At 69.5% G+C, this 24,628-nt stretch carries 21 protein-coding genes; 15 read left to right on the forward strand and 6 right to left on the reverse strand.

Annotated features, from left to right (window positions below; genetic code table 11):
- Positions 1–4: 4 nt before the first annotated feature.
- Together KEG38_RS42325 and KEG38_RS42330 are read right to left on the reverse strand one after the other, a co-directional pair.
- Complete coding sequence (locus KEG38_RS42325; protein ID WP_272426372.1) at positions 5–2,065, reverse strand: alpha/beta hydrolase; 2,061 nt, start codon at positions 2,063–2,065, stop codon at positions 5–7.
- 40 nt (positions 2,066–2,105) lie between these two features.
- Positions 2,106–3,863 (reverse strand): DEAD/DEAH box helicase, encoded by a 1,758-nt coding sequence (locus tag KEG38_RS42330; RefSeq protein WP_272426374.1) that lies wholly within the window; start codon positions 3,861–3,863, stop codon positions 2,106–2,108.
- Positions 3,864–4,074: 211 nt separating this feature from the next.
- Here KEG38_RS42330 and KEG38_RS42335 point away from each other — a divergent pair, with 211 nt between their 5' ends.
- Positions 4,075–5,262 (forward strand): type 1 glutamine amidotransferase domain-containing protein, encoded by a 1,188-nt coding sequence (locus KEG38_RS42335; RefSeq protein WP_272426375.1) that lies wholly within the window; start codon positions 4,075–4,077, stop codon positions 5,260–5,262.
- Here KEG38_RS42335 and KEG38_RS42340 read toward each other — a convergent pair.
- Complete coding sequence (locus tag KEG38_RS42340) at positions 5,215–6,483, reverse strand: ferritin-like domain-containing protein (RefSeq protein WP_272426377.1); 1,269 nt, start codon at positions 6,481–6,483, stop codon at positions 5,215–5,217. The genes KEG38_RS42335 and KEG38_RS42340 overlap by 48 nt on opposite strands.
- Positions 6,484–6,583: 100 nt before the next feature.
- On the opposite strand from KEG38_RS42340, the gene KEG38_RS42345 reads away from it, so the two are divergent.
- The 6 genes from KEG38_RS42345 (at position 6,584) to KEG38_RS42370 (ending at position 13,372) form a co-directional block, all read left to right on the forward strand.
- Entirely contained in the window at positions 6,584–7,063 is a 480-nt protein-coding gene (locus tag KEG38_RS42345; protein WP_272426379.1) for a hypothetical protein, read from the forward strand.
- A gap of 82 nt (positions 7,064–7,145) precedes the next feature.
- Entirely contained in the window at positions 7,146–8,336 is a 1,191-nt protein-coding gene (locus KEG38_RS42350; protein ID WP_272426381.1) for an imelysin family protein, read from the forward strand.
- Between the two features lie 5 nt (positions 8,337–8,341).
- Positions 8,342–9,733: a di-heme oxidoreductase family protein gene (locus tag KEG38_RS42355; RefSeq protein WP_272426382.1), complete on the forward strand. Its 1,392-nt coding sequence runs from the start codon at positions 8,342–8,344 to the stop codon at positions 9,731–9,733.
- Positions 9,734–9,780: 47 nt separating this feature from the next.
- On the forward strand, positions 9,781–10,869 hold the full coding sequence (locus KEG38_RS42360) for an imelysin family protein (protein WP_272426384.1): 1,089 nt from the start codon (positions 9,781–9,783) through the stop codon (positions 10,867–10,869).
- The gene (locus KEG38_RS42365) at positions 10,862–12,265 is read left to right on the forward strand and encodes an HTTM domain-containing protein (RefSeq protein WP_272426385.1); all 1,404 of its coding nucleotides are present in this window, start codon (positions 10,862–10,864) and stop codon (positions 12,263–12,265) included. Before KEG38_RS42360 ends, KEG38_RS42365 begins: the two co-directional genes overlap by 8 nt.
- A gap of 39 nt (positions 12,266–12,304) precedes the next feature.
- Complete coding sequence (locus KEG38_RS42370; RefSeq protein WP_272426387.1) at positions 12,305–13,372, forward strand: M28 family metallopeptidase; 1,068 nt, start codon at positions 12,305–12,307, stop codon at positions 13,370–13,372.
- A gap of 5 nt (positions 13,373–13,377) precedes the next feature.
- Here the strand turns inward: KEG38_RS42370 and KEG38_RS42375 are convergent, their stop codons facing one another.
- The 3 genes from KEG38_RS42375 to KEG38_RS42385 all read right to left on the reverse strand — a co-directional run bounded on the left by KEG38_RS42375 (position 13,378) and on the right by KEG38_RS42385 (position 15,877).
- Positions 13,378–14,109 carry a hypothetical protein gene (locus tag KEG38_RS42375; RefSeq protein WP_272426389.1) on the reverse strand — a complete coding sequence of 244 codons (732 nt, stop codon included), beginning with the start codon at positions 14,107–14,109 and terminating at the stop codon, positions 13,378–13,380.
- An 83-nt stretch (positions 14,110–14,192) separates the two neighbouring features.
- A complete protein-coding gene (locus KEG38_RS42380) occupies positions 14,193–15,518 on the reverse strand; it encodes a hypothetical protein (RefSeq protein ID WP_272426391.1) in 1,326 nt (441 codons plus the stop codon).
- A gap of 11 nt (positions 15,519–15,529) precedes the next feature.
- Complete coding sequence (locus KEG38_RS42385; RefSeq protein WP_272426393.1) at positions 15,530–15,877, reverse strand: hypothetical protein; 348 nt, start codon at positions 15,875–15,877, stop codon at positions 15,530–15,532.
- 101 nt (positions 15,878–15,978) lie between these two features.
- On the opposite strand from KEG38_RS42385, the gene KEG38_RS42390 reads away from it, so the two are divergent.
- The 8 genes from KEG38_RS42390 to KEG38_RS42425 all read left to right on the forward strand — a co-directional run bounded on the left by KEG38_RS42390 (position 15,979) and on the right by KEG38_RS42425 (position 24,620).
- Complete coding sequence (locus KEG38_RS42390; RefSeq protein WP_272426394.1) at positions 15,979–17,376, forward strand: APC family permease; 1,398 nt, start codon at positions 15,979–15,981, stop codon at positions 17,374–17,376.
- Positions 17,377–17,404: 28 nt separating this feature from the next.
- Positions 17,405–18,268: a class I SAM-dependent methyltransferase gene (locus KEG38_RS42395; RefSeq protein WP_272426395.1), complete on the forward strand. Its 864-nt coding sequence runs from the start codon at positions 17,405–17,407 to the stop codon at positions 18,266–18,268.
- A 69-nt stretch (positions 18,269–18,337) separates the two neighbouring features.
- Positions 18,338–18,589, forward strand: a complete 252-nt coding sequence (locus KEG38_RS42400; RefSeq protein ID WP_272426396.1) for a hypothetical protein — start codon at positions 18,338–18,340, stop codon at positions 18,587–18,589.
- Positions 18,586–18,846, forward strand: coding sequence for a hypothetical protein (locus KEG38_RS42405; protein ID WP_272426397.1), 261 nt, complete (start codon positions 18,586–18,588; stop codon positions 18,844–18,846). Before KEG38_RS42400 ends, KEG38_RS42405 begins: the two co-directional genes overlap by 4 nt.
- 137 nt (positions 18,847–18,983) lie before the next feature.
- The gene (locus KEG38_RS42410; protein WP_272426398.1) at positions 18,984–20,189 is read left to right on the forward strand and encodes a cytochrome-c peroxidase; all 1,206 of its coding nucleotides are present in this window, start codon (positions 18,984–18,986) and stop codon (positions 20,187–20,189) included.
- A 40-nt stretch (positions 20,190–20,229) separates the two neighbouring features.
- Positions 20,230–21,678 (forward strand): adenylate/guanylate cyclase domain-containing protein, encoded by a 1,449-nt coding sequence (locus KEG38_RS42415; RefSeq protein ID WP_272426399.1) that lies wholly within the window; start codon positions 20,230–20,232, stop codon positions 21,676–21,678.
- Positions 21,679–21,782: 104 nt separating this feature from the next.
- Positions 21,783–22,976 (forward strand): sialidase family protein, encoded by a 1,194-nt coding sequence (locus tag KEG38_RS42420; protein WP_272426401.1) that lies wholly within the window; start codon positions 21,783–21,785, stop codon positions 22,974–22,976.
- 18 nt (positions 22,977–22,994) lie between these two features.
- Positions 22,995–24,620 carry a right-handed parallel beta-helix repeat-containing protein gene (locus KEG38_RS42425; protein WP_272426403.1) on the forward strand — a complete coding sequence of 542 codons (1,626 nt, stop codon included), beginning with the start codon at positions 22,995–22,997 and terminating at the stop codon, positions 24,618–24,620.
- Positions 24,621–24,628 lie beyond the last annotated feature (8 nt).

The following is a 24,628-nucleotide window of genomic DNA, read 5'->3' on the forward strand; positions in this document are numbered from 1 at the left end:
GGCGTCAATCACAAGCCGCGCTGACGGGCGCCGCCGTCGGGACACGCGGGGTGCCCTTCGCAAAACTTTCGAGGAAACATTGCATCTGGTGTTTCGGGGGCTCGGTCTGGAAGACGACCTCGTGCCCGTCCTCGACGCCGTCTTCCGGATGTTGCACGACGACCGCGGTGGCCCCGTCGACGTTGCCCGACGCGGGCAGGGGGATTTCCGCGCGGCCGCCGAGCGAGAGGAGCGCGGAGAGCGGGGGGTAGACGGCGAGCTCGGGGTGCGAGGCGTCGAGTGGCGAGCCGGCGAGGTCGAGGCCGAGCGAGAGGCTCATCGGGTTCGCGATGGGCGGCAGGATGTAATGGTCGACGATGCCCTGCATCATGAGGACATGCCGCGGCGGGCCCTCGCTCTCGCGCAGGATCCGCGAGGCGTACGGCTGCACGTCGGCGGGCTCGCCGGCCCATTGCAGGAGGTTCAGGAGCGGATCGACCTCGGTGAGCGTGTACCCCGTGCCGCTGACGCCGACGAGGGACTCGGCGAGCGGGCGCGTGGCGAGCGGTTTTTGCTTGTGAACGATGTTCGCGAGGAAGCTCGCGCCCGCGCCGCTCAGGAGCAAGGCACGGACGCGTGGCTCGAAGGCCGCGGTGAGCGGGACGATCGAGGCGCCCATCGAATGGCCCATGAGGGCGAGGGTCTCCGTGTCGAAACGAGCTTTTCCGCCGGCCGCGTCCGCGCCGGGGCAATCGGCGACGTCGATTTCGAGCGCGCCGAGGATATGCGTGAGCAGGCCGAGCTCGGCGGCGGATTGGCGGATGTTGTCGCGGAGGGCGACGGGGTTTCCCACGTTGAAGACGAGGAACTGCTCGTCGCCGCCGGTCTTGTTGCGCAGGCCGCCGTGAGGGCCGTCGGCGCTGGCGCCCGCGAAGCCAGCGCGGGCGAAGGTGAGCGCGGGGCCGGTGCCAGGCTCGAGCGCAGGTCCGCCCGGTTCGGCGCGGACGCCGCGATCGACGAGGGGACGCTCGCCGCCCGCGCCCGTGCGCGAGAAAAGGACGATGGGGTATCCGGCCGGCGGCATGGGGCGGCGCGGGACGGTGACGACGAAGTTTGCGTCTTCGTACCGCTGGAGCATGGGGTTGCCCGCGGTGTCGAAGACCCAGTTGCCGCCCGCCGAGGTATACGGGGGTTCCCCGCTTTGATATACGGGCAAACCCATCGTGGTTTCGTACACGCAATACGCGTCGAAGACCTCGTTCCGTACGAACGGTGAAGACGGCGCGGGGAGCGGCTCCGCGAGCATGGCCTCGGCGACACGCGCATAATCGTCGATTGGCGTGGCCGTGGTGAAAACCGTGAGCGCGGCGATCTCGTCCGCCGGAATGCCCGCCTCGGCGAGGGCCGTGAGCGCCTTCGTGTAGGTCGCGAGTGCCTCCTCGGACATGCCGGCCGGGGCTTTGCCGGCGCGCAAATCCGCCATCGCCGGGGAGACGCCGAGCGGGGCGCCATCGCGATCCGCGAGAGATGTCCGGACGACGGCCGCATACGTGGTGTTCGGCCGCAGCGGGACCCCTTGCACGGGGAGGAGGGCGAGCAGGTTGGGCGCGCCGTACGGGCCACCGTCTTCGAGGAAATGGGCGGAGATGGGGGAACGGCGAAGGGAATCGGGACCGGACGCGGAGACGTCGAGGAGGAGGGCAGGGGCCTCGGGCGCGAGGCTGTCCACGGGCGCGAGGAGCTCGCCCGCGGGCAAGGGTCCGTCGAGGCCGAAGTAGACGGCCGTGGTGGTGCCGAAGCCGCGGACGTCGCCGGCGAGGTCGATCATCTGCGCGGCGATGCCGTTGTTCGAGGGGTTCGGGAAGGCCGAGAGGTCGGCCGTGCCGCTCGCCGTGAGGCGCGCGTCGCTCGGGAAGGGCGCGCCGAAGAAGCCGCTCTCGCCGGTGAAGTCGAGGGCGATGCGGGTGCGCCGCGGGGCCGGAGGGTTCGTCCCCGAGGGGCCGCAGCCAAGGCCCGTTGCGGCGAGGACCAAGGCGGCGGCCGAGAGGTGTGCGGAGACGCGTGGGCGGGCGAACGCGCGCGGCATGAAGGCCACTTTCGCCGTGGCCGGCGCGCGTGTCCAGGCTTCAGCGCGTGAGGAAATGGTTGCGGAAGCGGCGCGGGGGCTCGTCGCCGCCGAGCGGACCACGGCCGCGGGGCCGAGGCGCCGGGCGTGCGTGCGTGTCGCCGTTCGATTCGGGCATGGGCCGGATGCGGACGCGCGGATCCCGTTCGTCCGGACGCGCCGCCGAGCGGGCGAAGTCCGAGGCGACGGGCGTCGCGACCTCGACGCTCGACGAGAAGTCGCCGACGTGAATGGCGCCAACCTGATCGCTGCGAATGCCGCCACGCCGGCACACGAGCGCGAGGAGCCGGCGCGCATCGGCGCCGTGCCGGCCGCCCCAGCTCACCTGGAACGGGACGAACGCGCCAGCGTTCGGCGCGTTTCGCGGGGAACGAGGCTCCGGGGGGCGGCGCGGGAGCGGCTCGTGCGGGACGAGCGGCGTGACGGGCAGCGGCGCCGCAGGGCCGGTGTGGCGCGAGCGGGCGAGCAGCGTGGTGACGAGCACGGCCGGATCCATGTCGGCGAGCAAGGACGCCGCGAGGGCCTGGAGCCGCGGATCGGCAGGCTCGGCCGCGGGGGCGCGGAGCTCGGCGGCGAGACGCACGTCAGCCTCGCGAAGAACGTCCTCGGGCGAGGGCGCGGCCGACCAGGTGGCGCGGATGCCGGCGCCGCGGAAGAGGCGAGCCACGTAGTCGCGGGCCTGCGGCGGGACGAGCATCACGCTCGTGCCCTTGCGCCCGGCCCGGCCGGTGCGGCCGCTCCGATGGGTGAAGGTCTCCGGATCGCTCGGAGGATCGGCGTGGATGACGCGGCCGACGTCGGGGATGTCGAGCCCACGCGCAGCCACGTCGGTCGCGACGAGCGTGGTCACGGCGCCCGAGCGGAAGGCCGCGAGGGTGCGGGTGCGCTCGCGCTGCTCGAGCTCGCCGCTCAGCGCGCGCGCCGAAAAACCGGCCTGCCCGAGCCGCTCGGCGAGCTCGGAGGCGCCCTCGCGGGTGCGGACGAAGACGAGCGCGCGCTCCGTGGGCGCGAGGAGGAGCAGGTTCACGACTGCGGCGTCGCGGTCATCGGGTTTGACGAGGTGCGCGACGTGCGTGATGTCCTGGTTCGCCTCGCCGAGGCTCGTGCCCTCGACAGCGACGGCGTCCTTCTGGTAGCGGTTCGCCAGGGCCGAGACCTCGCGCGAAAATGTGGCCGCGACGAGGTGGGTGCGGCGCTCCTCGGGCATCTTGCCGAGGATGGTCTCGAGCTCCTCGCGGAAGCCCATGTCGAGCATCTGATCGGCCTCGTCGAGCACGGCCGCGCAGACGCGCGAGGGATCGATCGCGCCACGCTCGAGGTGGTCGACGAGACGACCGGGCGTGCCCACGACGACGAGCGGGCCCTGCCGGAGGTTGTAGAGCTCCTGCGGGATGCTGGTCCCGCCGGTGACGGCGCAGACGGTGGCGCCGAGGGGCCGGAAGAGCCACGAGAGCTCACGGGCGAGCTGGGCGGCGAGCTCGCGCGTCGGAGCGATCACGATCGTGGCAGGCGTGGCCGCGCCAGACGGTGCGGACGCCGGGGCCGCGCTCGCCCGCTCGGCCAGGATGCGCTCGAGGTCGGGGGCGAGGACGAGGCCGATGGCGACAGTCTTGCCCGAGCCGGTCTGCGAGAAGAGGCGCAGGTCGCGCCCCGCGTGGGCCGGGTCGAGGACGGCTTGCTGAATCGGGGTGAGGGTCGTGTAACCGCGGCTCTGGAAGGCAGCCGCGAGTGCAGGGGAAAGGGTGTCGATTTCGGTCATCGGATGCGAGCGGGGCAAGGAGCTCGGTTCGTCCGAGCGGCGCCCCCATGTAGAAAGGCGCGCACCGTAGCAGGTCGGACGACCGATTGCCCGGAGTTTCGTCCGCCACACCGCGTCGAACCCCCGGGCCGAGAGCGTCCGGCCGCTCGGACGTGGCACTTGTGATGCAATCCGCGGCTCTCTCCGGGTGCACGACGCGGAAGGAGAGACCATGCGAGCAATCGTGAGGCGAGGATTGTGGACGGGCGCCGCGCTGACGGCGGCGACCGCGACGGCCATGATGAGCTCTTCGACGATCGAGCGAGGCTCACCGTGGGCCGGGCTCAACGCGATGGCCACGGCGGCTGTGCCGACGCGGCGGGTCGGCATCCGGTTCCAGCGCGGCGTCACGCCCCTCGGCTTCCTGCTACTCACCGGGGGCCTCCTCGGCTGGGGGCTCGCGTACCAGGGCGTGCTGGCGCGGGCCCGTCCCGAGCGGCCCCGGGACATCCTGCTCGCCAGCTCGCTCTCGGCGCTCGGCGGGTACGCCTTCGACGCGCTGGTCCTGCCCGACCGCCTCGTCCCGAACTTCCGCCGCGCGATGGGCAACTCGGGTACGCTCGCCAAGTACCTCGCCCTCGGGATCGCGAGCTTCTTCGCGGCGCGACCGTCGCGGCGCAAGCGGCTCGCGGGCCGGAAGATCGCGGTGCTCGCGGCGGACGGGTTCGAACAAGTCGAGCTCTTCGGCCCGGCGCGGGCGATCGGCGACGAGGGCGGAGAGGTCGAGGTGCTGTCGCTAAGGCCCGGGAAGATCGTCGGGATGAACGTCGACGTCCCGGGACGGCGGGTGCGCGTGCAGCGGACGATCCGGGAGGCGGATCCGGGCGAGTACGACGCGCTCTTCGTGCCGGGCGGGTTCATCGGGCCGGATTTTCTGCGGCAGAGCCAGGAGGTGCGCGAGTTCGTCCGGGCCTTCGACGCGGCGGGCAAACCCATCGGCGCGATCTGTCACGGGCCGTGGGTGCTCGCCTCAGCGGGCATTCTGCGCGGGCGGCACATCACGTCGTGGCCCGGGATCCGGGATGACCTGGTGAACGCGGGGGCGACCTGGCGAGACGAGGCGGTCGTGCGCGACGGCAACATCATTTCGAGCCGCGGACCGCAGGATCTGCCGGTGTTCACGAAGTCGCTTGTGGACTTCTTCACGGGTACGAAGCCGACGCCCGAGCGGCCGTGGGCGCCGGCTGCGTCGTCGCCGCAGCGGAGCGCGCCGCCGGCGCTGGCCCTCGCCGGCGCGGCGCTCCTGCCGAAGGTGGCCAAGGCGCGCAGCGTCCTCGGCCTCACGGCGGCGTTTGCCGCGGGTCTTGTGATGCTACCCGCGCTCCGCGCGCTCGCGGCCTTCACCGGTCGGCGCGGTTAGGAGCGCCGTTGCGGCCGGCCGCACCACCTCCTCGAGCGCGCGCGCCATCGAGGCTCGCAGCACGGCCGCTTCCGGCCGCCCATGCGCCTCGAGCGCGCCCGCCCCGCCCGCTCGCACCTCCAGCGTGACGCCCGCGGCGAGCGCCTCCGCGAAGGCCGCCCGGACGGCCCGCGCGACGGACGCATCCCCGCTCCGAAGCGCCCACGCCACCGCCCGCCACGCGAGCTCCGCGTGCCTGGCTTCGTCCTCGGCGATGGCCAGGAGCGCCTCCTGCACGGCCGGATCCGTCGCCCGCGCGGCTTGCTCGGCCGCGAGCAGGCTGGCGAGCGTCTCGCCGATGCAGCCTTCCCGCACCGCGCGCGCGGCGATGTCCGCGAGATTCGCGCTCACGTCCACCGCGCCCCCGGCAAACGGGAACGCGCCCGGCCCGATCGGCTCCCCGGCGTAGGCCGACGCCAGCGCGAAGGCGAGGCGCGCGTGCCGGACCTCGTCGAGCGCCGCCTCGTGCGCGCGTGCCACGAGATCGGCCGGCGCCCCCACGGCGAGCAGCTCCAGCGCGAAACGACCGAAGGACGCGATCGAGGCATGTTCGAGCAGGCCGTCGTGGGTCCAGGCGACGGCGAGCTGGGCGCGCTCGTCCGGGGACAAACCGGCGAGGTTGGGCGAGGGGAGGGGGCTCTCCATCCAGTTGGATCGGCCCGCTGTGCGCGTCGCCGCGCGGGCCCGGCCTTCCACGAGGTAGGGCCGACCGACGGCGCCGCAGGTCTCGTACGTCACCTCGTAGCAGCACTGGCCGTCCTCGAAGGCCCCCTCGGTATTCACGACGGCGCTGCAGTACGTTGCGGGGGAGCCGCTCGGCAGGTGCATCAACGCCGCGTCCTTGGGCGGGCAGGGGGGGACCATCGAGCCGCCCGCGCCGCCTGCGCCGCCGCTCCCGCCTGCGCCGCCTGCGCCGCCGACGCCGACGCCGCTCGAGCCGCCGCTCCCGGCGTCTCCCTCGGGCCAGGCGAAGCACTCCGTTTTCGTCTCGAAGGTGGAGCCTGAGCCGATGAGCCCGGTACCGCCGGCGCCGCCTTGACCTCCCTGGCCTCCCTGGCCTCCCTGGCCTCCCGAGTCGACGTCACTGCCACAACCCTGCGTGGCCGCCACGCCCATCCCTGCGAGTGCAACGCCGAGCAACTGCGCCGCGATCCGGCGCCGGAAAAGGAAAGAACGATCCATGACTCCTCCGTCCGCGCGCCAATCCGGACGCGGCTCCGTCTGGGTATCACGAGTCTTCGTCTGGACGGGTACGTCAAATCTGCGAGATAAGATCGCATCCATGCGAATTCCCTTCGTCGCCCGTGCCACGGCCCTCCTCGCGCTCGTCGCCGCGCCCGTTCTTGGCTGCAGCTCGCTCCCGGACTCCGCGGTGGCCGTGCTCGAAGGGGCCGATTCGTTCCAGGTCCTCGCGCTCGATCCCGACCGCGGGGAAGAGCCGCCGCCGGGCGTCGAGACGTTCCACGGACATCAGGTCCTCGCGAAGGGCGACGTCGAAGGCCCCGAGGCGCGCGAGCGTATCGCCGGCATCGTCAATGCCGGCGTGCGCAAGGGCGGCACGCAGGCGAAATGCTTCAACCCGCGCCATGGCGTGCATGCCGTGCAGGGAGGCCGCACCGTCGATCTCGTCATCTGTTACGAATGCTCGGCGCTCGAGGTCGTGGAGGACGGTCGATCCACGACGCTCCCCACGGGCGACGTCCAGGCGGACCTCGACGAAGCCTTCCGCGCCGCAGGCGTGATCCGCCCCACCGATCGCTGAACACGAAGGCCCCGTTCCGCTTGACAGGGCTCGGTCGTCTGTGACAAGTGAAAGTCACTTTCAATTTCTGGAGTACCGAGACATGACCAAGCCTGCGAAACGAATCTTGAAATCCGCGGCCTTCGTGACGGCCGTGGCCGGGCTGCTCACCGGCTGCGGGTCGGAGGAGCCCGCGTCGGGCACGAAGCCCCTCTCCGAGACCGCGCCGCCCATCATCGAGGCGTACGCGTCCCTCGTGCACGACTCGTACGCCGAAGCCATGGACGAATCCGCTTCGCTCAATGCCTCGCTCGCCCAGTTCGTGGCCGAGCCCTCGCAGGCGAAGCTCGATGCCGCCCGCGAGCAGTGGCTCCTCGCGCGTGATCCGTACGGCCTGACCGAGGCCTTCCGCTTTTATGGCGGTCCCATCGACGACGACGACGGCCCCGAGGGCCGCATCAACGCTTGGCCGATGGATGAGGCCTACGTCGATTACGTGGACGGCAATGCCAATGCGGGCATCATCAACGATGCGGCCACGTACCCGACGATCGACGAGTCCACGATCGCCGAACTGAACGAGAAGGACGGCGAGAAGAACATCGCGACCGGGTATCACGCGATCGAGTTCTTGCTCTGGGGGCAGGACCTCTCCGCCGACGGCCCCGGGCAGCGCCCGTACACCGATTACGTGGTCGACATGGGCACGGCCGCGAACCAGGAGCGGCGCGGGCAGTACCTCCTCGCGGCAGGAAAACTCCTGCTCTCGGATCTCGGCTCGGTCTCGGCGGAATGGGCGCCCGAGGGCGGCGCGTATCGGGCGTCGTTCGTCGCGCTCCCGCCCGAGGAGGCGCTGCGCCGCATTCTGCTCGGTCTCGGCAGCCTGAGCGGCGCCGAGCTCGCCGGCGAGCGGATGCAGGTCGCGTGGGACACGAAGGAGCAGGAAGACGAGCACTCCTGCTTCAGCGACAACACGCACAAGGATCTGCTCAACAACGCGCGCGGCATTCAGAACGTCTACCTCGGCCGCTTCGGCCAGGTCGACCGGCCCGGCCTCGACGAGCTCGTGCGCGAGCGTGATCCGGCGCTCGACGCGCGCCTCCAGGAGGAGATGGAGGCCAGCATCGCCGCGATCGAGGCCATTGGAAATCCGTTCGATCAGGCGATTCTCGGCGACGACACGGCGCCCGGGCGGCAGAAGGTGAAGGCGGCGATCGACGCGCTCCGCAAGCAGACGACGTCGATCATCGAGGTCGCGACGTTGCTCGGCATCGAGCTCAACATCGAGGAGTGATCGCCATGCGATGGCCCGTGTTTCCTTTGGTCTTCGTGGTCCTCGGCTGCGGCGCGGAGGCCCCGCCCGGGGAAACCGGGCTCTCGGCCGAGCCGGGGGAAGAGCTCTCCGGCGGCGAGACCACGGTGCACGACACCTCGAAAAACGCCTACTCGCTCTCGGCCCGCAACATGACGCCGGAGCGGCGCAGCGCGTTCTTCGTGGGAAACTCGTTTTTCAAGGAAAACTGGGTCATCGCTCCTGCCTCCACCGAAGGACGGGACGGGCTCGGGCCGCTCTTCAATGCGCGCTCGTGCTCGTCCTGTCACCTCCTCGACGGCCGCGGCAGCCCGCCGGACGATCCGGCCGAACCCCTCGTCTCGGTCCTCCTCCGTCTCAGCATCCCCGGCGTGGACGCGCACGGCGGCCCCGCTCCCGAGCCCGTCTACGGCGGCCAGCTCCAGCCGCGCGCGATCCCCAACGTCGGGCCGGAGGGCGACGCGTTCGTCGCCTATGAAGAAATGCCGGGCTCGTTCCCGGACGGCGAGACGTACAGCCTCCGCAAACCCGTCTACACGACCGCCGCGGCCCGCGGCGACATGCAGCCGGACACGTTGATCTCCGCGCGCGTCGCGCCCGCGATGATCGGCCTCGGCCTGCTCGAAGCCATCGCTGAGGAGGACCTCCTGAAGGCCGAGGATCCGGACGATGCCGACGGCGACGGCATCTCGGGGCGGGCGAACCACGTATGGGACGTGGCGCGCGGGGCCGTTGCGCTCGGTCGATTCGGCTGGAAGGCGAACCAGCCGACGCTCATGCAGCAGACGGCGGGCGCGTTCCTCGGGGACATGGGCATCACCACGTCGATGTTCCTGACCCAGGAGTGCACGGACGTGCAGGCCGATTGCAAGGCCGCCCCGACCGGCGGCAGCCCCGAGGCGAGCGAAAAGATCCTCGGGGACGTCGCGTTTTACTCGACCACCCTGGCCGTCCCTGCGCGCCGCGACGTGGGCGACGCCGTGGTCCTCGCCGGCAAGCAACAGTTCCTGAAGCTCGGCTGCGGCAACTGCCACACGCCCGTGTTTCGCACCGGCACCTTCGACGGCTACCCGGAGCTCTCGGGCCAGACGATCCGGCCCTTCACGGACCTGCTCCTCCACGACATGGGCGAGGCGCTCGCGGACGGCCGGCCCGATTTCGAGGCGGACGGGCGCGAGTGGCGGACGCCGCCTCTCTGGGGCCTCGGGCTCCTCGAGACCGTCAATGGCCACCAAAATCTGCTACATGATGGCCGCGCGCGCGGCTTCGTCGAGGCCGTGCTCTGGCACGGCGGCGAGGCGGAAGCCTCCCGCGAGGCGTTCCGCGCCCTGCCGGCCGAGGAGCGCCGCGCGCTCGTTCGGTTCCTGGAGTCGTTATGAGCTTGTCCCCGCCCGCCTTTCCTTCCCGATCCGCGCTCGCCCTCACCATGACGCTCGCCCTCGCGGCAGCCTCGTGCGAGACGCCCACCGCTGACGACACGGCGCAACGCGCGGTGATGCACGACCTCGCCTACGAGGTCATGCTGCCGATCTACGACGAGCTCGAAAAAGAGGCGCTCCCACTACCTCCCGCCGTCGCGGCGTTCTGCGACGCGCCGACGGAAGACACGCTGAAAGCCGCGCAGGCGGCGTGGCGCGCGGCGCGCGTGCCGTGGAAGCATGCCGAGGCGTTCCGGTTCGGCCCGGTGGAAGACCTCCGCCTCGGCACCGCCCTCGACTTCTGGCCTGCGCGTCCCGACTCGATCGAGTCCGCGATCACGGCCGCGCCCGAGCCCGTCACCGCCACGCACATCGCCTCGCTCGGCGTGGCCACGAAGGGCCTGCCGGCGCTCGAATACATGCTCTTCGATCCGGCGGGCGGCAATGCCGCGGTCCTCGCGTCCCTCGGGGCCGCGGATGCGGCGGGGAAGAAGCGCTGTGCGTATGCACGCGCCCTCGCCGAGACGATCGCCGCGGACGCGACGACAGCGCAGGAAGCGTGGAGCCTGGAAGGCGGCGCGTTCGTGGATCAGGTCGCGAAAGCGGGGTCGGGCAGCACGCTCTTCCTCACGGGGCAGGACGGCATCGCGCGGGTCGTCAACCTGCTCGTCTTCGCCATGCAGGCGGTGGCCGAGAACCGGGTCTCGGGCCCGCTCGGCGCGGTGAGCGGCGCCGGGCCGGATCCGACGCTCGTCGAATCACGCTTCAGCGACAACTCCATCGAAGACCTGCTCGGCACGCTCCGCGGCATCGAGGACGTCTACCTCGGCCGCCACGGCGACCAAAGCGGGCGTGGTGTCACGGAGCTCGTGGCCGCGCGTAGCCCGGCCATCGATTCCTCCGTTCGAAAGGCCCTCACGGACGCGATGGCCGCGACCTCGGCGATCCCCGGACCTCTGCGCACCGCGATCACGAGTGATCCTGCGGCTGTCACCAAGGCGCACGACGCGCTCCGGGTCTTGCGGCGTGTGCTCTCCACCGACGTCGCCAGCGTCCTCGGCGTCAGCGTCACCTTGAGTGACAATGACGGTGACTGAGACATCGCCACGGGAGAGCCTCGTCGAGAGGCTCTTCCGCCCCGTCGACATCGCGTCCCTCGCCGCGTTCCGTATCCTCTTCGGCGCGCTCATGCTGATGAGCATCGTCCGGTTCTGGGCGAACGGCTGGATCCGCGATTTTTACATCGCCCCCCCGTTCCACTTCCATTACTTCGGTTTTTCGTGGGTCTCGCCCTGGCCGAGCTGGGGCATGTACGCCCATTTCGTGGTCCTCGGTCTCGCGAGCGCCCTCGTGATGGTTGGTCTCTTCTACCGCGCCGCCGCGGCCGTCCTGTTCGTCGCCTTCACGTACGTCGAGCTCCTGGAGAAGGCGACCTATCTCAATCACTATTACCTCATCAGCATCCTCTCCTTCCTGATGATCTTCCTGCCGCTCCACCGGGCGGCGTCGATCGACGCATGGAGAAACCCGGCGCTCGCGAGCCGCACCGCGCCGGCCTGGGCGCTCCTGCTGTTGCGCTTCCAGATCGGAGTCGTGTACGTATTCGCCGGGATCGCGAAGCTCGGCTCGGATTGGCTCCTGCGCGGCGAACCGCTCGGCATTTGGCTCTCGGCGCACACGGACATCCCGCTCGTCGGACCCTTGCTCGCCGAGCACTGGGTCGCGCGCGCCGCGAGCTTCGCGGGCGCCGCGTTCGACCTCACCGTGGTGTTTTTCCTGCTGCGCGATCGCACGCGGCGTTTCGCGTATGCCGCGGTGATCGGCTTTCATTTCATCACGGGCATGCTCTTTCCGATCGGCGTCTTTCCGTGGATCATGTCCGCGTCCGCGCTGATCTTTTTCCCGCCGAGCTGGCCGCGTCCGCTCCTCGCGCGGCTCTCGCGCCGGTTTGCCTGTTCGATTCCCGAGGATCTCACAGCCCCAGAGCCGCCGCGTACGCTCGGCGCGTGGCAGCGGATGGGGCTCGCGCTCCTCGCGGTGCATGCGATCGTGCAGATTGCGCTCCCGCTCCGCCATTTCCTTTACCCTGGGAACACGGCCTGGAGCGAGGAGGGATTCAGGTTTGCCTGGAGGGTCATGCTCGTGGAAAAACTCGGCTATGTCGAGCTCCGCATCCACGACCACGCCACGGGCCGGACGATCCGCGCCGAGCCTTCCCGGTGGCTCACGCCGCTCCAGACGAAGATGATGGCGCAGAGCCCGGACATGATCCTCGAGCTCGCGCACCACGTCGCGGACGACTACACGCGCCGGGGCAAACACGTGGCCGTGTACGCGGATGCGTGGGTGACCATGAATGGTCGACCGAGCCGGCGGATCATCGATCCCAGCGTCGACCTCACGACCGTCCAGGATTCCTTGCTGCCCAAACCGTGGATCCTGCCGCTCGACGACAACGCCGAGGCATCCGCCACGGCCTCCTCGCAACCTTGATCTGGTGAATCGGCCTCGGCCCGGCGTACCCTCTCGCCGATGCCGCGCTTCCCGCTCGCCCTCTCGCTCGTCCTCGCCGCGTGTGGCGCTCCGGCTGCGCCCCCCACGGCCCCGCCCGCGCCTCCCGCGCTGATGGCGGCTTCCGCGCCTCCGTCCGCCTTGCCTCCGCCCATCCAGCCCGCTTGCGCCGTCGCGGCCGATCTCCCGCCGCTCTCGGCGCCACGCCTCGACCTCCGCGCGCCCGAGCCCTCCCGGGAAAACCTCCGTGCGTGGGTCCATCTCCTCGCGGATCCCGCCCTCCACGGCCGCGCGGCCGGTTCCTCCGAGAACCGCCGCGTCGCCGATCTGCTCGCGCGCGCCTTCCTCTCGTTCGGTTTTTCACCGCCCGAGGGCCACGACCCTTGTGTCCCCTTCGAGCGCAGCGGCGTCCGCGACCAGAACGTCATCGCCCATCTCCGCGGCAAGACCCGTCCCGACAGCCTTGCCGTCCTCGTCGGTGCCCATTACGATGCGCAGGGCGAACGCGACGACGAAGCATATCCCGGCGCTGATGACAATGCCTCCGGCGTCGCAGCTTTGCTCGAAATTGCCCGCCTGAACGCTTTGCGTGGGATGGATCTCGACCTCGTCGTCGTCGCGTTTGGCGCCGAGGAGCGCGGCGTGCTCGGGGCGAAGGCTTACGTCGAGGCGCCGACGGTGCCTCTCTCGCGCCTCGCGCTCATGGTGAATCTGGACATGGTCGGCCGGCCCCTGCTCGACGGATCGCCGCTCCGGCTCGTCGTTCCGCGCGCATCCGAGGCGCTCGGGTTCGTCGTGGGGACACGGGATCGAGAAAGGACCCGCGCGCTGCTCGATCGTGCGGCGGCACGCGAGGATCGACCTCTGTTTGGCATTCCTGAGGCGGCGATGACACGGCTCGGGTACGCCTCCGACAGCGTCCCGTTTGGCCCGCACACCCCCACGATTTTCCTCTCCGATGCCGCGCTCGCCGATTACCATCAGCCCACGGACACGCCCGATCTGGTCGAAATCGACCAGATCGAGCGCGCCGTGCGCCTCACGTTGACGGTGATCGACGAAGTGCGGAAGGAGCGGTCTGGGCGATAGAGCGCCTACGTTCCGCCCTGACCTCCGCAGGCGGGATTGAACGGCAAGGACTCGCCATCTCCCGCATTGTTCAATGCGTCGAGAACCGCGCCCAGAACCAGGCGGCGCTCGTCGCTGCCCTCGTCGAACGCAACGTCCCCGAGGGCGAGGAGCTCGTCCACCGTCTCGAGATCCCCATCGGCGTCGACGTCCGCGAAGACGTAGTTACCGATACCGAATGCCTTGGCGTTGAACTTCGCCGCGAGGAGCTGGTGGCCCAGGATGATCTGCGCGTCGCCCTTGGGCGGCGTCTGGAAATACGCCTGTACCTCAGCCGACGAATCGAATGTCACGGTCGCGCCGAGCGAGACCGGCAAGAGCGAGAGCCCACCCACGACGCCATCGATGACGCAGGTGTGGTTCTTCCAGAAACCCTGCGTCCGCGTGAGGAGCGGAACGTCGCATTCGTCGGGCGGATCCGTCGGATCCGGAGGCGGATCCGTGGGCGGATCGGTCGGATCCGGCGGCTCCGTGGGAGGCGGCTCCGTGGGAGGCGGCTCCGTGGGAGGCGGTTCCGTGGACGGCGGGGCAACGATCGAGGGCAGCTCACTCGCAGGAGCACACGGCTCCGGCGCGGGAACAATCGCGAATTTGACGCCACGCAGCGGGTCGAATGACGCCTGCTCGGAAGAAGCCTGCTCGCAACCGAGCAGGAGGAAGAGGGAGGCTACCGCAACGGCAAATGACGAGTTGCGCATGACGGAAGTATACACTCCGCACGCACCATTGAAAGGACGAATCGAGACGAAATCGATGGTCAATGCAGTGACCATCTCCTGCGTCAGGGAGCGTGCCAATGCAGCGCTGCGCGCACCCTCGCACTGCTGCCGTCGTCCGTGCAGGTGAACGTGCCGCGGCCGAGGTTTCTCTCGATGCACGCGGAAAGCTCACGATCGGTCGTCCCGACGACCACCTTGCCCGCGGCGGGCACGCCGTCCTCGCGGATGTCGAGATCGACCACGATCACGCTGCCGGCAGGGGCCGCGCAACGCGCGAGCGGCGCTTGCAACGAATCGACGTTGTCGACCACGAGCCGCTTGACGGACGTGTATCGCTTCTTCCCGTCGACCACCTGATCCATCGAATGCCAGTCGTCCTCGACGTGGATGTTCGTGCTCGCCTCGATCACACGGAGCTCCGGCCGCGGCTTTCCGGCGAGATCCGGCGCCTCGTATCGGACGCGGATCGTGCGCCGCCCGGGCCGCTTGCTGATCGCCGTCGAACCCACGAGCGCCTGGCACACGCAAGCCTCGCGCGCGCCCTCGCGGCCGTCCCGCAGGTCGAGGTTTTCCATTTCGCAATACCGCCCGCCCGCATCGCCCTGCACGAGAAAATCGCGGGTCACGTCGTCATCGTTCGCAAAACATGCGGCGAGGCTGCCCGCGCGATCTTTCCAGTCGATGCTCCCGGGGTCACACCGACCGAAGTTTTGATACTCGCAGAGCGTGAGGGGACCTTCGCGGAGGGCGCTGCTATCAGCCCACACCAGGAGGCCGGCGACGCCACCGATGAGGCCGCCCGCGCCGTCGTTGCGGACGAGCGACGCGAACGCCGCGCGATATCGATCCACGATCCCGAGCTTCCGATCCCAGGGCGCCTGGAACGTGACCTCGGGGCCGCCCGTGCGCGGAAGAATGTTGACCCAGAGCTCCTCGCCCTTGCCCCCCGCGACCCCGGAGACGTGGATGACGTCCGTCGTCAACCACCCCTCGTCGTGGGCGCGCCGCGACAGGGGTTCGCCCTCGTAGGCGCATCGATGCCCGGTTTTCTGGGAGACGGGCCGCAATTTCGGATCGACCATGGCCGGCCCGAGAATCAGGTAATCGGGCGCGACCCGGGCGAGGTGCGCCGCGAGCTCGGCGCGGAGGGCCGCTCGTTCGGCGCGGAAGAGCCGGTCGTCCTCGATCGGGATCACCGCGACCTCGGGCCGCTGGGCCGAGGCCGGCGGCTGCGCGGCCGCCTGCGCCGGCGGCTGCGGCGCGGGCGCGGCCGTTTGCGGATCCGACACGATGGTCGCTTGAAGCGGAGATTGGACGACGCAGGATGCGCCGAGGAGCGCGCTCCCGAGGGTCAGGAGCGTGGCGCGCGCAGGAGCCGGGGTTTGCATGGCAAAACGCATCAATCGATGGTGATCGTCAAAGCCTGGCCGATGACGTGGCATTCATCGGAGGTCACCGTGACATTCGCGGTCTTCGTCGCCATGTCGCGCGTTGCGGTAATGACGAAGTCGCCCGCCTCTTCCACGCCGCAATCGTAGGTGTTCTCGATGACCTGCTCGCACGGCTTCGCGGCGCCGCCGTTCACCGTATACGTGAGCTCGGCGTCGGTGACGGCCGTTTCGGTGCTGTCGACGACGGTGACCGTCACGGAGACCGCGGCGATCGTGGTGCATTGGACCTCGTCGGAGCTACAGGCCGCGAGCGGGAGGAGGCAAAACGGGAGGAGGGACGCGAGGAGCAAGCGCATGCCCGAGGGCTTTACCGAGCGCTCGCCGGCCGGGCAAATTCTCGGCGGAGACCGCGCGCCGCCCGCCGCCTGGCCTGGCTTCTGCACGCACTCGGGGGCCGATGCGACGCTTTTTCGACACCCTCCGGATCCGAGCGACTTCGTCCGCGGGGCGAGCCTCCGAACGCGACGCGCGGGGGCTCTCGGTCAGCGACGGCGTCTATTTCGTGGTCGGCATCGTGATCGGCGCGGGCATCTTCAAGACGCCCTCGCTCGTCGCGGCGAACGTGACGAGCGCGAGGAGCGCCATGCTCGCCTGGGTGCTCGGAGGTGTGGCCTCCTTGCTCGGCGCGCTCTGTTATGCCGAGCTCGCCTCGACGTACCCCCACAAAGGCGGCGATTACCACTACCTCACGCGAGCGTTCGGCGGCACGGTGGGGTTTCTCTTCGCCTGGTCGCGCATGACCGTCATCCAGACGGGATCCATCACCATGCAGGCCTTTCTCATCGGGGATTACGCCTCCCGGGTGGCCTCGTTCGGCCCGCACTCCGCGTCGGTCTGGGCTGCCCTCGTCATCGCCCTCCTGACCGGCGCGAACATCGCCGGCCTGAAGCAATGCCGCGTCCTGCAGCGTGCGCTCACGGCCGCGCTCGTCCTTGGCCTCGTGCTCGTGGTCGTCGCTGGCCTCGTCCTCACGCCCGCGCCGGCTCCGGCCACTGCGGCGACGGCGACCGCGGCGAACCCGGCGTTTGGCCTGGCGATGGTCTTCGTGCTCCTCACGTACGGCGGATGGAACGAGGCGGCCTACCTCTCGGCCGAGCTGCGCGGCGGCCGGCGCGCTGTCGTGCGGGTGCTGGTCATTGGCATTGGCCTCATCACGGCGATTTACTTGGCCGTCAACCTGATCTTCCTCCGTGGCCTCGGGTTCCAGGCCATTGCCGGTTCCGACGCCGTCGCGGCCGATCTCATGCGCCGGGCCATCGGTCCCGTGGGCGTCCCGCTCATCAGCATTCTCGTCTCGCTCGCTGCGCTGAGCACGATGAACGCGACCATCTTCACGGGAGCGCGCACGACGTTCGCGCTCGGCCAGAGCTTCGCGCCCTTCCGGCGCCTCGGCCGGTGGCACGACGGGGCCGACACCCCGCGGAGCGCGCTCGTCGTCCAGGGCGCCATTGCGCTCGCGCTGGTCCTCCTCGGCGACGTCACGCGCGGCGGATTCGTGACCATGGTCGAATACACGGCTCCCGTCTTCTGGGGGTTTCTCCTGCTCGTGGGCCTGTCGCTCTTCGTGCTCCGCAAAAAGGACCCCGACGCCGCGCGTCCCTTCCGCGTGCCGCTGTATCCCCTCGTGCCGGTGCTCTTTTGCGGCGTCTGCCTGCACATGCTCCGGTCGAGCCTGGCGTACACGGGCATTGGCGCGCTCGTGGGCGTGGGTGTGCTCCTTGCTGGTGTGCCGGTGCTGCTCCTTCCGCGCGCGCGAGGTCTCGCGCGGCGGCGGGCGGCGGAGGCTCGTCGCTAACGCAATCGATCACGAGGAGAGAGGGCCCATGCCGAAGCGAATGCTCGTTCCGTACCTCGCACTTTGCCTCCTGCCGGCGACTGCACACGCCGAGGGCGCGCGCAAGCCCCAGGTGACGCGGGTCGCGCAAGGACAGGAGACCGTCCAGAAAGACGTGCCCTTCGTGCCCACGCGCGAGGAGACCGTGACGCGAATGCTCGGCATCGCCGGCGTGACGAAAGATGACGTCGTCTACGACCTCGGCAGTGGCGACGGCCGCATCGTGGTCATGGCCGCGCAAAAGCTCGGCGCGCGCGCCGTCGGCGTCGAGATCGATCCGGTGCGCATCCAGGAGGCGAACACCAATGCCAAGGCGGCCGGCGTCACCAATCGCGTAGAGTTCCGGCAGCAGAGCCTCTTCGACGCGGACATCAAGGACGCGACCGTCGTCACGCTTTACCTCCTGCCCTCGGTCAACCTGAAGATCCGCAACAAATTGCTCACCGAGCTCAAGCCCGGCGCGCGGATCGTCTCGCACGACTTCGACATGGGGGAATGGCGGCCCGACCGGAAAGAAAACGTCGGCGACGACAAGGTGTATCTGTGGATCGTCCCCGCTAGCGTGCAGGGCACGTACCGTTTGTCGGTCCCCACGGCGCAGGGCGAGGCGCCGGCCACGCTCACGCTCAAGCAGGAGTTCCAGGACGTGAGCGGCACGCTCCAGATCGGCAATCGGCGCTTGCCGCTCGCGGAGGTGGTCCTGCAGGGCGACGCGTTGAGCTTCCGCACGGCCGAGGGCCCCGAGATGCATTTCCGCGGCCGTGTCGAGGGGACACGCATTCACGGGAACGTCATGCCGGCCGGCGGGCAATCGCGGGCATTCACGGCGCAGCGGGAGGGGACGAGCCCGTGAGGGCGCTCGACGTGGACGGCGCCTGGGCCCATGGACCTCGTGCGCGGCCGCGCGGAAAGGAAAGGGGACATGGCCAAACAGGGGGCGGGCAAGCGTGACGAGGCGGGCGCCGAGCGGATCGAGCCCGGGCAATCGACGCGGACCGTGAATCCGGACGCGAGCGGATCCATCGCCGACATCGCTCGGCAGCAGGGAGCGAGCCAGCGCGGCTATACCGCCGACAATCCGCATCAATACGACGAACCAGCCCCGCCGGGCGCCAAGATCACGGGAGATCCGGGCCGCGCGATGGGAGGCCCGCGAAAAGGAGGAAACGCATGAGCCAATCGAACCAGCGTGGAGCGCCGCTCGGAGAAGCGCCGGGATACGGCGATCTCACCGAGGGCAATGTCGGCAACCAGGGCGCGGTCGATCCCGGCCGGCAAAACGTCCCGCAGGACAAACAGGACCGCGACGAGCCCCCCGGCACGTCTGAGCCCCCGCTCGGCACGAATGTCGGCGGCGAGCAGAGCCAAGGAGCCACGCGCCACGTGGGTCGGGACCCAGGCAAAGGCTCGCAGGGCTTCGGCAACGAATAACTCCATCCCTGTACCTCGCCCGCGGCGCACCCCCGCGGCTGCGCCTGTCTCTCCGTTGGCACCTCATTTGCTCAGTCTCGCCGTCGGGCTTTCCCCCTGGCGACGACGAGAGGTGCCTTGTGCGCAAGACGACGACGATGGCTTTGATCTCCTTGACCTGCATGGCTGCCCTTGCCGCTTGCGAGGGCCCCGCTTCCGAGACGCCCGATCCCATCGATCCGCCGGATCCCCCAGTGGCGACCGACGACGGGCTTGATCTCCCCGCGACGCCCTACAACTACGCCGAGATCGATTTGCCGCAGCATTTCCAGGGCCCGCTCGCGCAGGATCAGGACAACACGCCTCTGGCAAACCCCATCACCAACGACGGCGCGACCCTCGGCCGCGTGCTCTTCTACGACACAACCCTTTCGAAAAACGGCGCCGTCGCCTGCGCTTCCTGCCATCAGCAGAAGGACGCCTTCGCCGACACGACGCGACTGAGCCTCGGCTTCGAGGGCGGCGAGACCGGGCGCAACTCGATGAGCGTCGAAGGCGCCCGCTACTATCGCAACGGCCGCTTCTTCTGGGACGAACGCGCCGCCACGCTCGAAGATCAGGTGCTCGGGCCGATCCAGGATCCCGTCGAGATGGGCCTCACCCTCGAGGAGCTCGTCGCGAACGTCTCCGCGAAGAGCTACTACCCGGCGCTCTTCGAAAAAGCGTTCGGCGACCCTGCGATCACCTCGGATCGCATCTCGCGCGCCCTCGCGCAGTTCGTCCGATCGATCGTCTCGTACCGCTCGCGCTTCGACGAGGGCATCGAGGCCGCGGGCGGCAACATCGCTGCCGACTTCCCGAACTTCACGCCCGAGGAGAACGCGGGCAAGGCTCTCTTCCTCGGCCCCGCGGGCGGCTGCGCGGCGTGTCACCTCGACGACGGCCCGCCTCACCCGCCGCCGCGCCGGAACAACGCGTTTTTCTTCATCGCCATCCCCACGAACAACGGCCTCGACGCGACCACCGACATCGATGACAACGGCCTCGGCGAGATCACGGGCAACCCCGAGGACAATGGCCGGTTCAAGTCGTCCTCGCTCCGCAACGTGGCGCTCACCGCGCCTTACATGCACGACGGCCGCTTCGAGACCCTCGCCGAGGTCGTCGAGCATTACAACTCCGGCGTGAAGCCGCACCCGAACCTCGACCCGCGCCTGCGCGTCCAGGGCTCGACCGAGCCCCGCAAGTTGAACCTCACGCCCGAGCAAAAGGCCTCGCTCGTCGCTTTCTTGAAGACGCTCACCGACGAGGAGTTGCTCGTCGATCCGATGTACGCGGACCCGTTCGAAAAGGCCTCCCCCTGAACGCTCGCGCAGCCGTGGGGAGCTGGTAGGATCGAGCGGCATGACGCCCTCCGACCTCTCCCTTCGGCTCGACGTCCTCCGCGGCAAGAACCGCTTTTCGGCGCGCACCCTCGACGATTTCGCGGCGTACGTCACGAGCGCGCCGGACGAGGCCCTCTTCCGCATGAGCCCTCTCCGGTATGCGGCGAGCCACGGCCTCGACGAGCAAGAGGGCATCGAGTTCTTCCTCCATGCCACGCACGTCGGCATCCTCGATTTCGCCTGGGGCATGCTTTGCCCCGGCTGCATGGCTTTCCTCACGACCTCCGGCGGATTGCGCGCGCTCCAGTCGAAGCACTGCAACTTCTGCAACCTCCACCTCGAGGGATCCATCGACGACCGCGTCGAGGTCGCGTTCACCGTGGCCCCCTCGGCGCGCCGCATCCGCTTTCATTCGCCCGACAGCGTCGATCCGCGCGAGGACGCCATCCGGCTCTACTTCTCGTCGAGCGTCGCGCCTGCATCGAGCCCGCACCGCGCGCTTGGCGAGAGCATCCTCGCCGCGGGACGCGCGCTCCCCGGCGAGGCCCACGTCGCGGCCGTCGACTTTACCGAAGCCGGGCAGTTCGTCCTGCTCGCGCCCGCGGGCCACGTTGCCGTGTACGTCCGCGTGAAGGCGGGCGGCCCGCGCGAGGCCTCGTTCGAGCTGCTCGACGGCCGTGCGATCCCGGCCCGCGTCGACGTCGGCACGGGCCGCGTCGAGCTCCGCATGTTGAACCGCACGACCCATGCCGTCGGGTATTTCGTCGCGCCTGTCGGCGGCACCTGGCCCGATCCGGCCGAGCCCGGAAAACCCCTCACACACCCGCTGCTCCCGTACCTCACCGGGGCGCGGCTCGTCTCGTCGCAGTCGTTCCGCGACCTCTTTCGCGCCGAAAGCATCCCCTCCGAGGGCGGGCTCGAGCTCAAGCGCGTCACCGTCCTCTTTACCGACCTCACGGGCTCCACGGCCCTTTACGAGCGCGTCGGCGATCTCCGCGCCTATGACCTCGTCCGCAAGCATTTTTCCGTCCTCCGCTCGATCGCCGCGGCGCAGGGCGGGGCCATCGTGAAGACCATCGGCGACGCGGTCATGGCGAGCTTTGCCGAGCCGATCCACGCGATGCGCGCTGCGATCCTCATGAACCGGGCGATCGCCGAGCTGAAAGAGGTGGACCTTCTGCTCAAGATCGGCCTGCACACGGGGCCTTGCATCGCGGTCGAGCTCAACGAGCGCCTCGATTACTTTGGCCGCACCGTCAACATCGCGGCGCGCGTGCAGGGCCTTGCGAGGGCCGGGGAGATCGTGTGCACGAGCGAGGTGTTCGAGGCGCCCGGGGTCGAAGGCGCCGTGCACGCGGCCGAGCTCGTCGCGACGCGCGCCACGGCGCCGCTCAAGGGCATCGCGGGCGAGGTGCCCGTCGTGCGTATGGTCCGCGCGGGGGCGGAAGCGCCTCTGTCCATCCCGTAACGGCGCCTCGGATGGAGGTTTCAGCCTCCATCCCTGGAGGCGCGAACCTCCATCTCCATCGTACCGCTTGCGGGTAGGATGACGCGCTCGAACGAGGCACGCGAATGCACCGATCTCTCACGCGCTTGTTTCCCTGGGCCGCTGCGCCGGCGACCCTCCTCGCGGTCGCCTGCGGCGGCGGGAGTTCTACCGGACCTGCGCCCGCCGCGGCGCCCGTCGAATCCGCGCCCGTGGCCCTGGTTCCTCCGACCACGACGACCGAAGAGAAGCCGCCCGCACCCGCGGCGATCGAAGAGAAGCCCGCGGCGCCCGAACCTTCGCCCGGGCCTCCGCCCGAGGGCAAACCGTACCGCGAGATGGCTTTGGCCCTGCTCGACGGCCCGCCCGGCACGTGGACCGGCGAGCACGGCAACTACCATTCCCCGGTGCGGGAGGTATGGGGCGCCGGGGACCTCCTCTTTGCCGCCACCGCCGACGAATTTTTGCAGTCGAACGATCGCGGCCTCACGTGGCGCCTCGTAAAACTCCCGCCATCGGCCCAGGCTCTCAGCGTCTGGGGCACCTCGCCCGACGAGGTCTGGGTGGGCTCGAAAAACGTCATCTATCGCTCGACGGATCGCGGTGTCACGTGGAAAACCACCTCGGTCCCGGCGAATGCATATTACAATGGGTTCTGGGCCGACGAGAAGGACGTCTACGCCGTCGGCTCGGACGGCGTGATCCTGCACTCCACGAATCGCGGCGAGACGTGGGAACGGCAAGGGGAAACGCTGGGCCTTCGCTGGCTCTACGGCGTCTGGGGCAAAGGTCGCGACGTCTGGGCTTTCGGCGACGCCGCCCCGAAGGACGGCTCGTGGCAGAGCACGACCGCGCTCGTGCACACGACGGACCGCGGAAAGACCTGGACGCTCGTGAACATCAACGCCGCGCCCCTCCGCGGCATTTGCGGCACCGGCGACGGCGTGATGCACATCATCGACTCCAGCGGCTCGATCCATCAGTCGAAGGATCGCGGCAAGACCTGGGCGAAGGCGCATACCTTCGGCCCGATGGAGCTCAGCGCGCTCGCTTGTCGCGGTAAAAGTGAAATCTTCGTGGGTGGCCGCAATCGAACGTTCCAGCATTCCGAGGACGGCGGAAAAACGTGGACCGACGAGCTCGCCGCGCAAAACATGTGGACGAAGCTCGCCTACAGCATGGTGGATACGATTTTCGCCTTACCGAGCGGCGAGGTCTTCGTGGGTGGCGAGGGTGTTTATTCGCCGCGCCCCACGGGCACCTTGTTTCGCCGCCGTTGATACCGTTAGCATGTGGGCATGCCTTCCTCGATCCACGCCCGCACCTCGCTCCTCCTCTCCGCCTGCACGGCCCTCTCGCTCCTGATCCTCGATCCGGCCTCCGCGTCGGCCGCCGAATGCGGCTGCAATCACGAGATCATGCCGGGAACGACGGCCGTCAACGGCACCGAGCTCGGCGTCGAGCCCGGCGACGTCGTCTGCGTCATGGCCGGAGATTACGAGTTCATCCGCTTCCGCGAGATCCGCGGCACGGCGGAGGCGCCCGTCGTTGTCAAGAACTGCGGCGGCGTCGTCAACGTGCGCAACACCGATCGTGCGTATGCCGTCGATTTCCAGGGTAGCTCCCACCATTTTCATCTCACCGGAACCGGGGAAGCCGGCGTCGAGTACGGCTTCCGGGTCAGCGCGCCGGACAAGGAACCGTACCCGGGCGTCGGCCTCTGGTTCCTCGACAAGAGCACCGATTACGAGGTCGATCACATCGAGGTCTACGAGACCGGCTTCGCGGGCGTCATGTCGAAGACCGACCCCCTCTGCGACGGCAGCGCCGACCAGGACAAGTTCATCCAGAAAAACGTGCGCCTCCACCACCTCTGGATCCACGACACCGGCGGCGAGGGGTTTTACGTGGGCAGCACCCAGGGCGCCGGCCACACCATCACCTGCAACGGCCAGCAGGAGGTGCGCATGCCGCATTTCCTGGAGGGCATCGAGATCGACCATTGCCTCGTGGAGGACACGGGCTGGGACGGCGCGCAGGTCGGCATGGCCCGCGAAGGCTGCAGCGTCCACGACAACGTGATCCGCCGTGTCGGCGGCGAGATGGTGCAATACCAGTGGATGGGCCTGCAGATCGGGGGCCCCTCGAAGTGCGACATCCGCCGGAACATCATCTCCGACGGCCCGGTGAACGGCATCTTCGTGTTCGGCGCGAACGACACCACCGTCGCCGACAACGTCGTGCTCCGCTTCGGCGAGACGAACATTTACGCGAACATCCAGAACAACCCGGGGCCCGTCGCTTATCGCATCGCCCACAACACGCTGGTCGGATTCGGCAAGGCCGCGGTACAGGTCTTCGGCGACAAGATCGAAGGCGCGTTCGCCTACAACAACTTTGTCGTGGGGCCGACCTCGGCCATCGGGGCAGGGAACGATGTCGGCTGGGCGGCCGAGGGCAATCTCTTCGTGCCTACGGTCGCCGAGGCCGGGTTTGTCGCGCCCGACGCGGACGATTACCACCTCACGGAGAGCTCGCCCGCGCGCGGCGCTGGCATCGATCACAGCGCAGACGGTTTTACCACCGACCTCGACGGATACCTCCGCGCCAAACCCCCCGCGGTGGGCGCTTACGAGTTTGTGATGGATTCGCCCACGGGCGGCGTGGGCGGAGGTTCGAGCAGCAGCTCCGGCACGGGCGGCGGCGGCGGAGCGGGCGCGTCCGGCGGCGGCGGAGCGGGCGCGTCCGGCGGCGGCGGAGCGGGCGCGGGCGGCGCATCCGCGGACGATCCCGGTTCCGACGGGAGCTGCGGTTGCCGCGTGGCCGGAACAACGGACGACGCGACGAACCACGGCGCCCTCGCGCTCGTTGCCGGCGCCTTCCTTTCGACCCGCATTCGCCGTCGTTTGCGCGCCTCGCGCTGAAGCCGCAT

This window comes from Polyangium jinanense, from assembly GCF_028435265.1.
Classification (GTDB): Bacteria; Myxococcota_A; Polyangia; order Polyangiales; family Polyangiaceae; genus Polyangium; species Polyangium jinanense.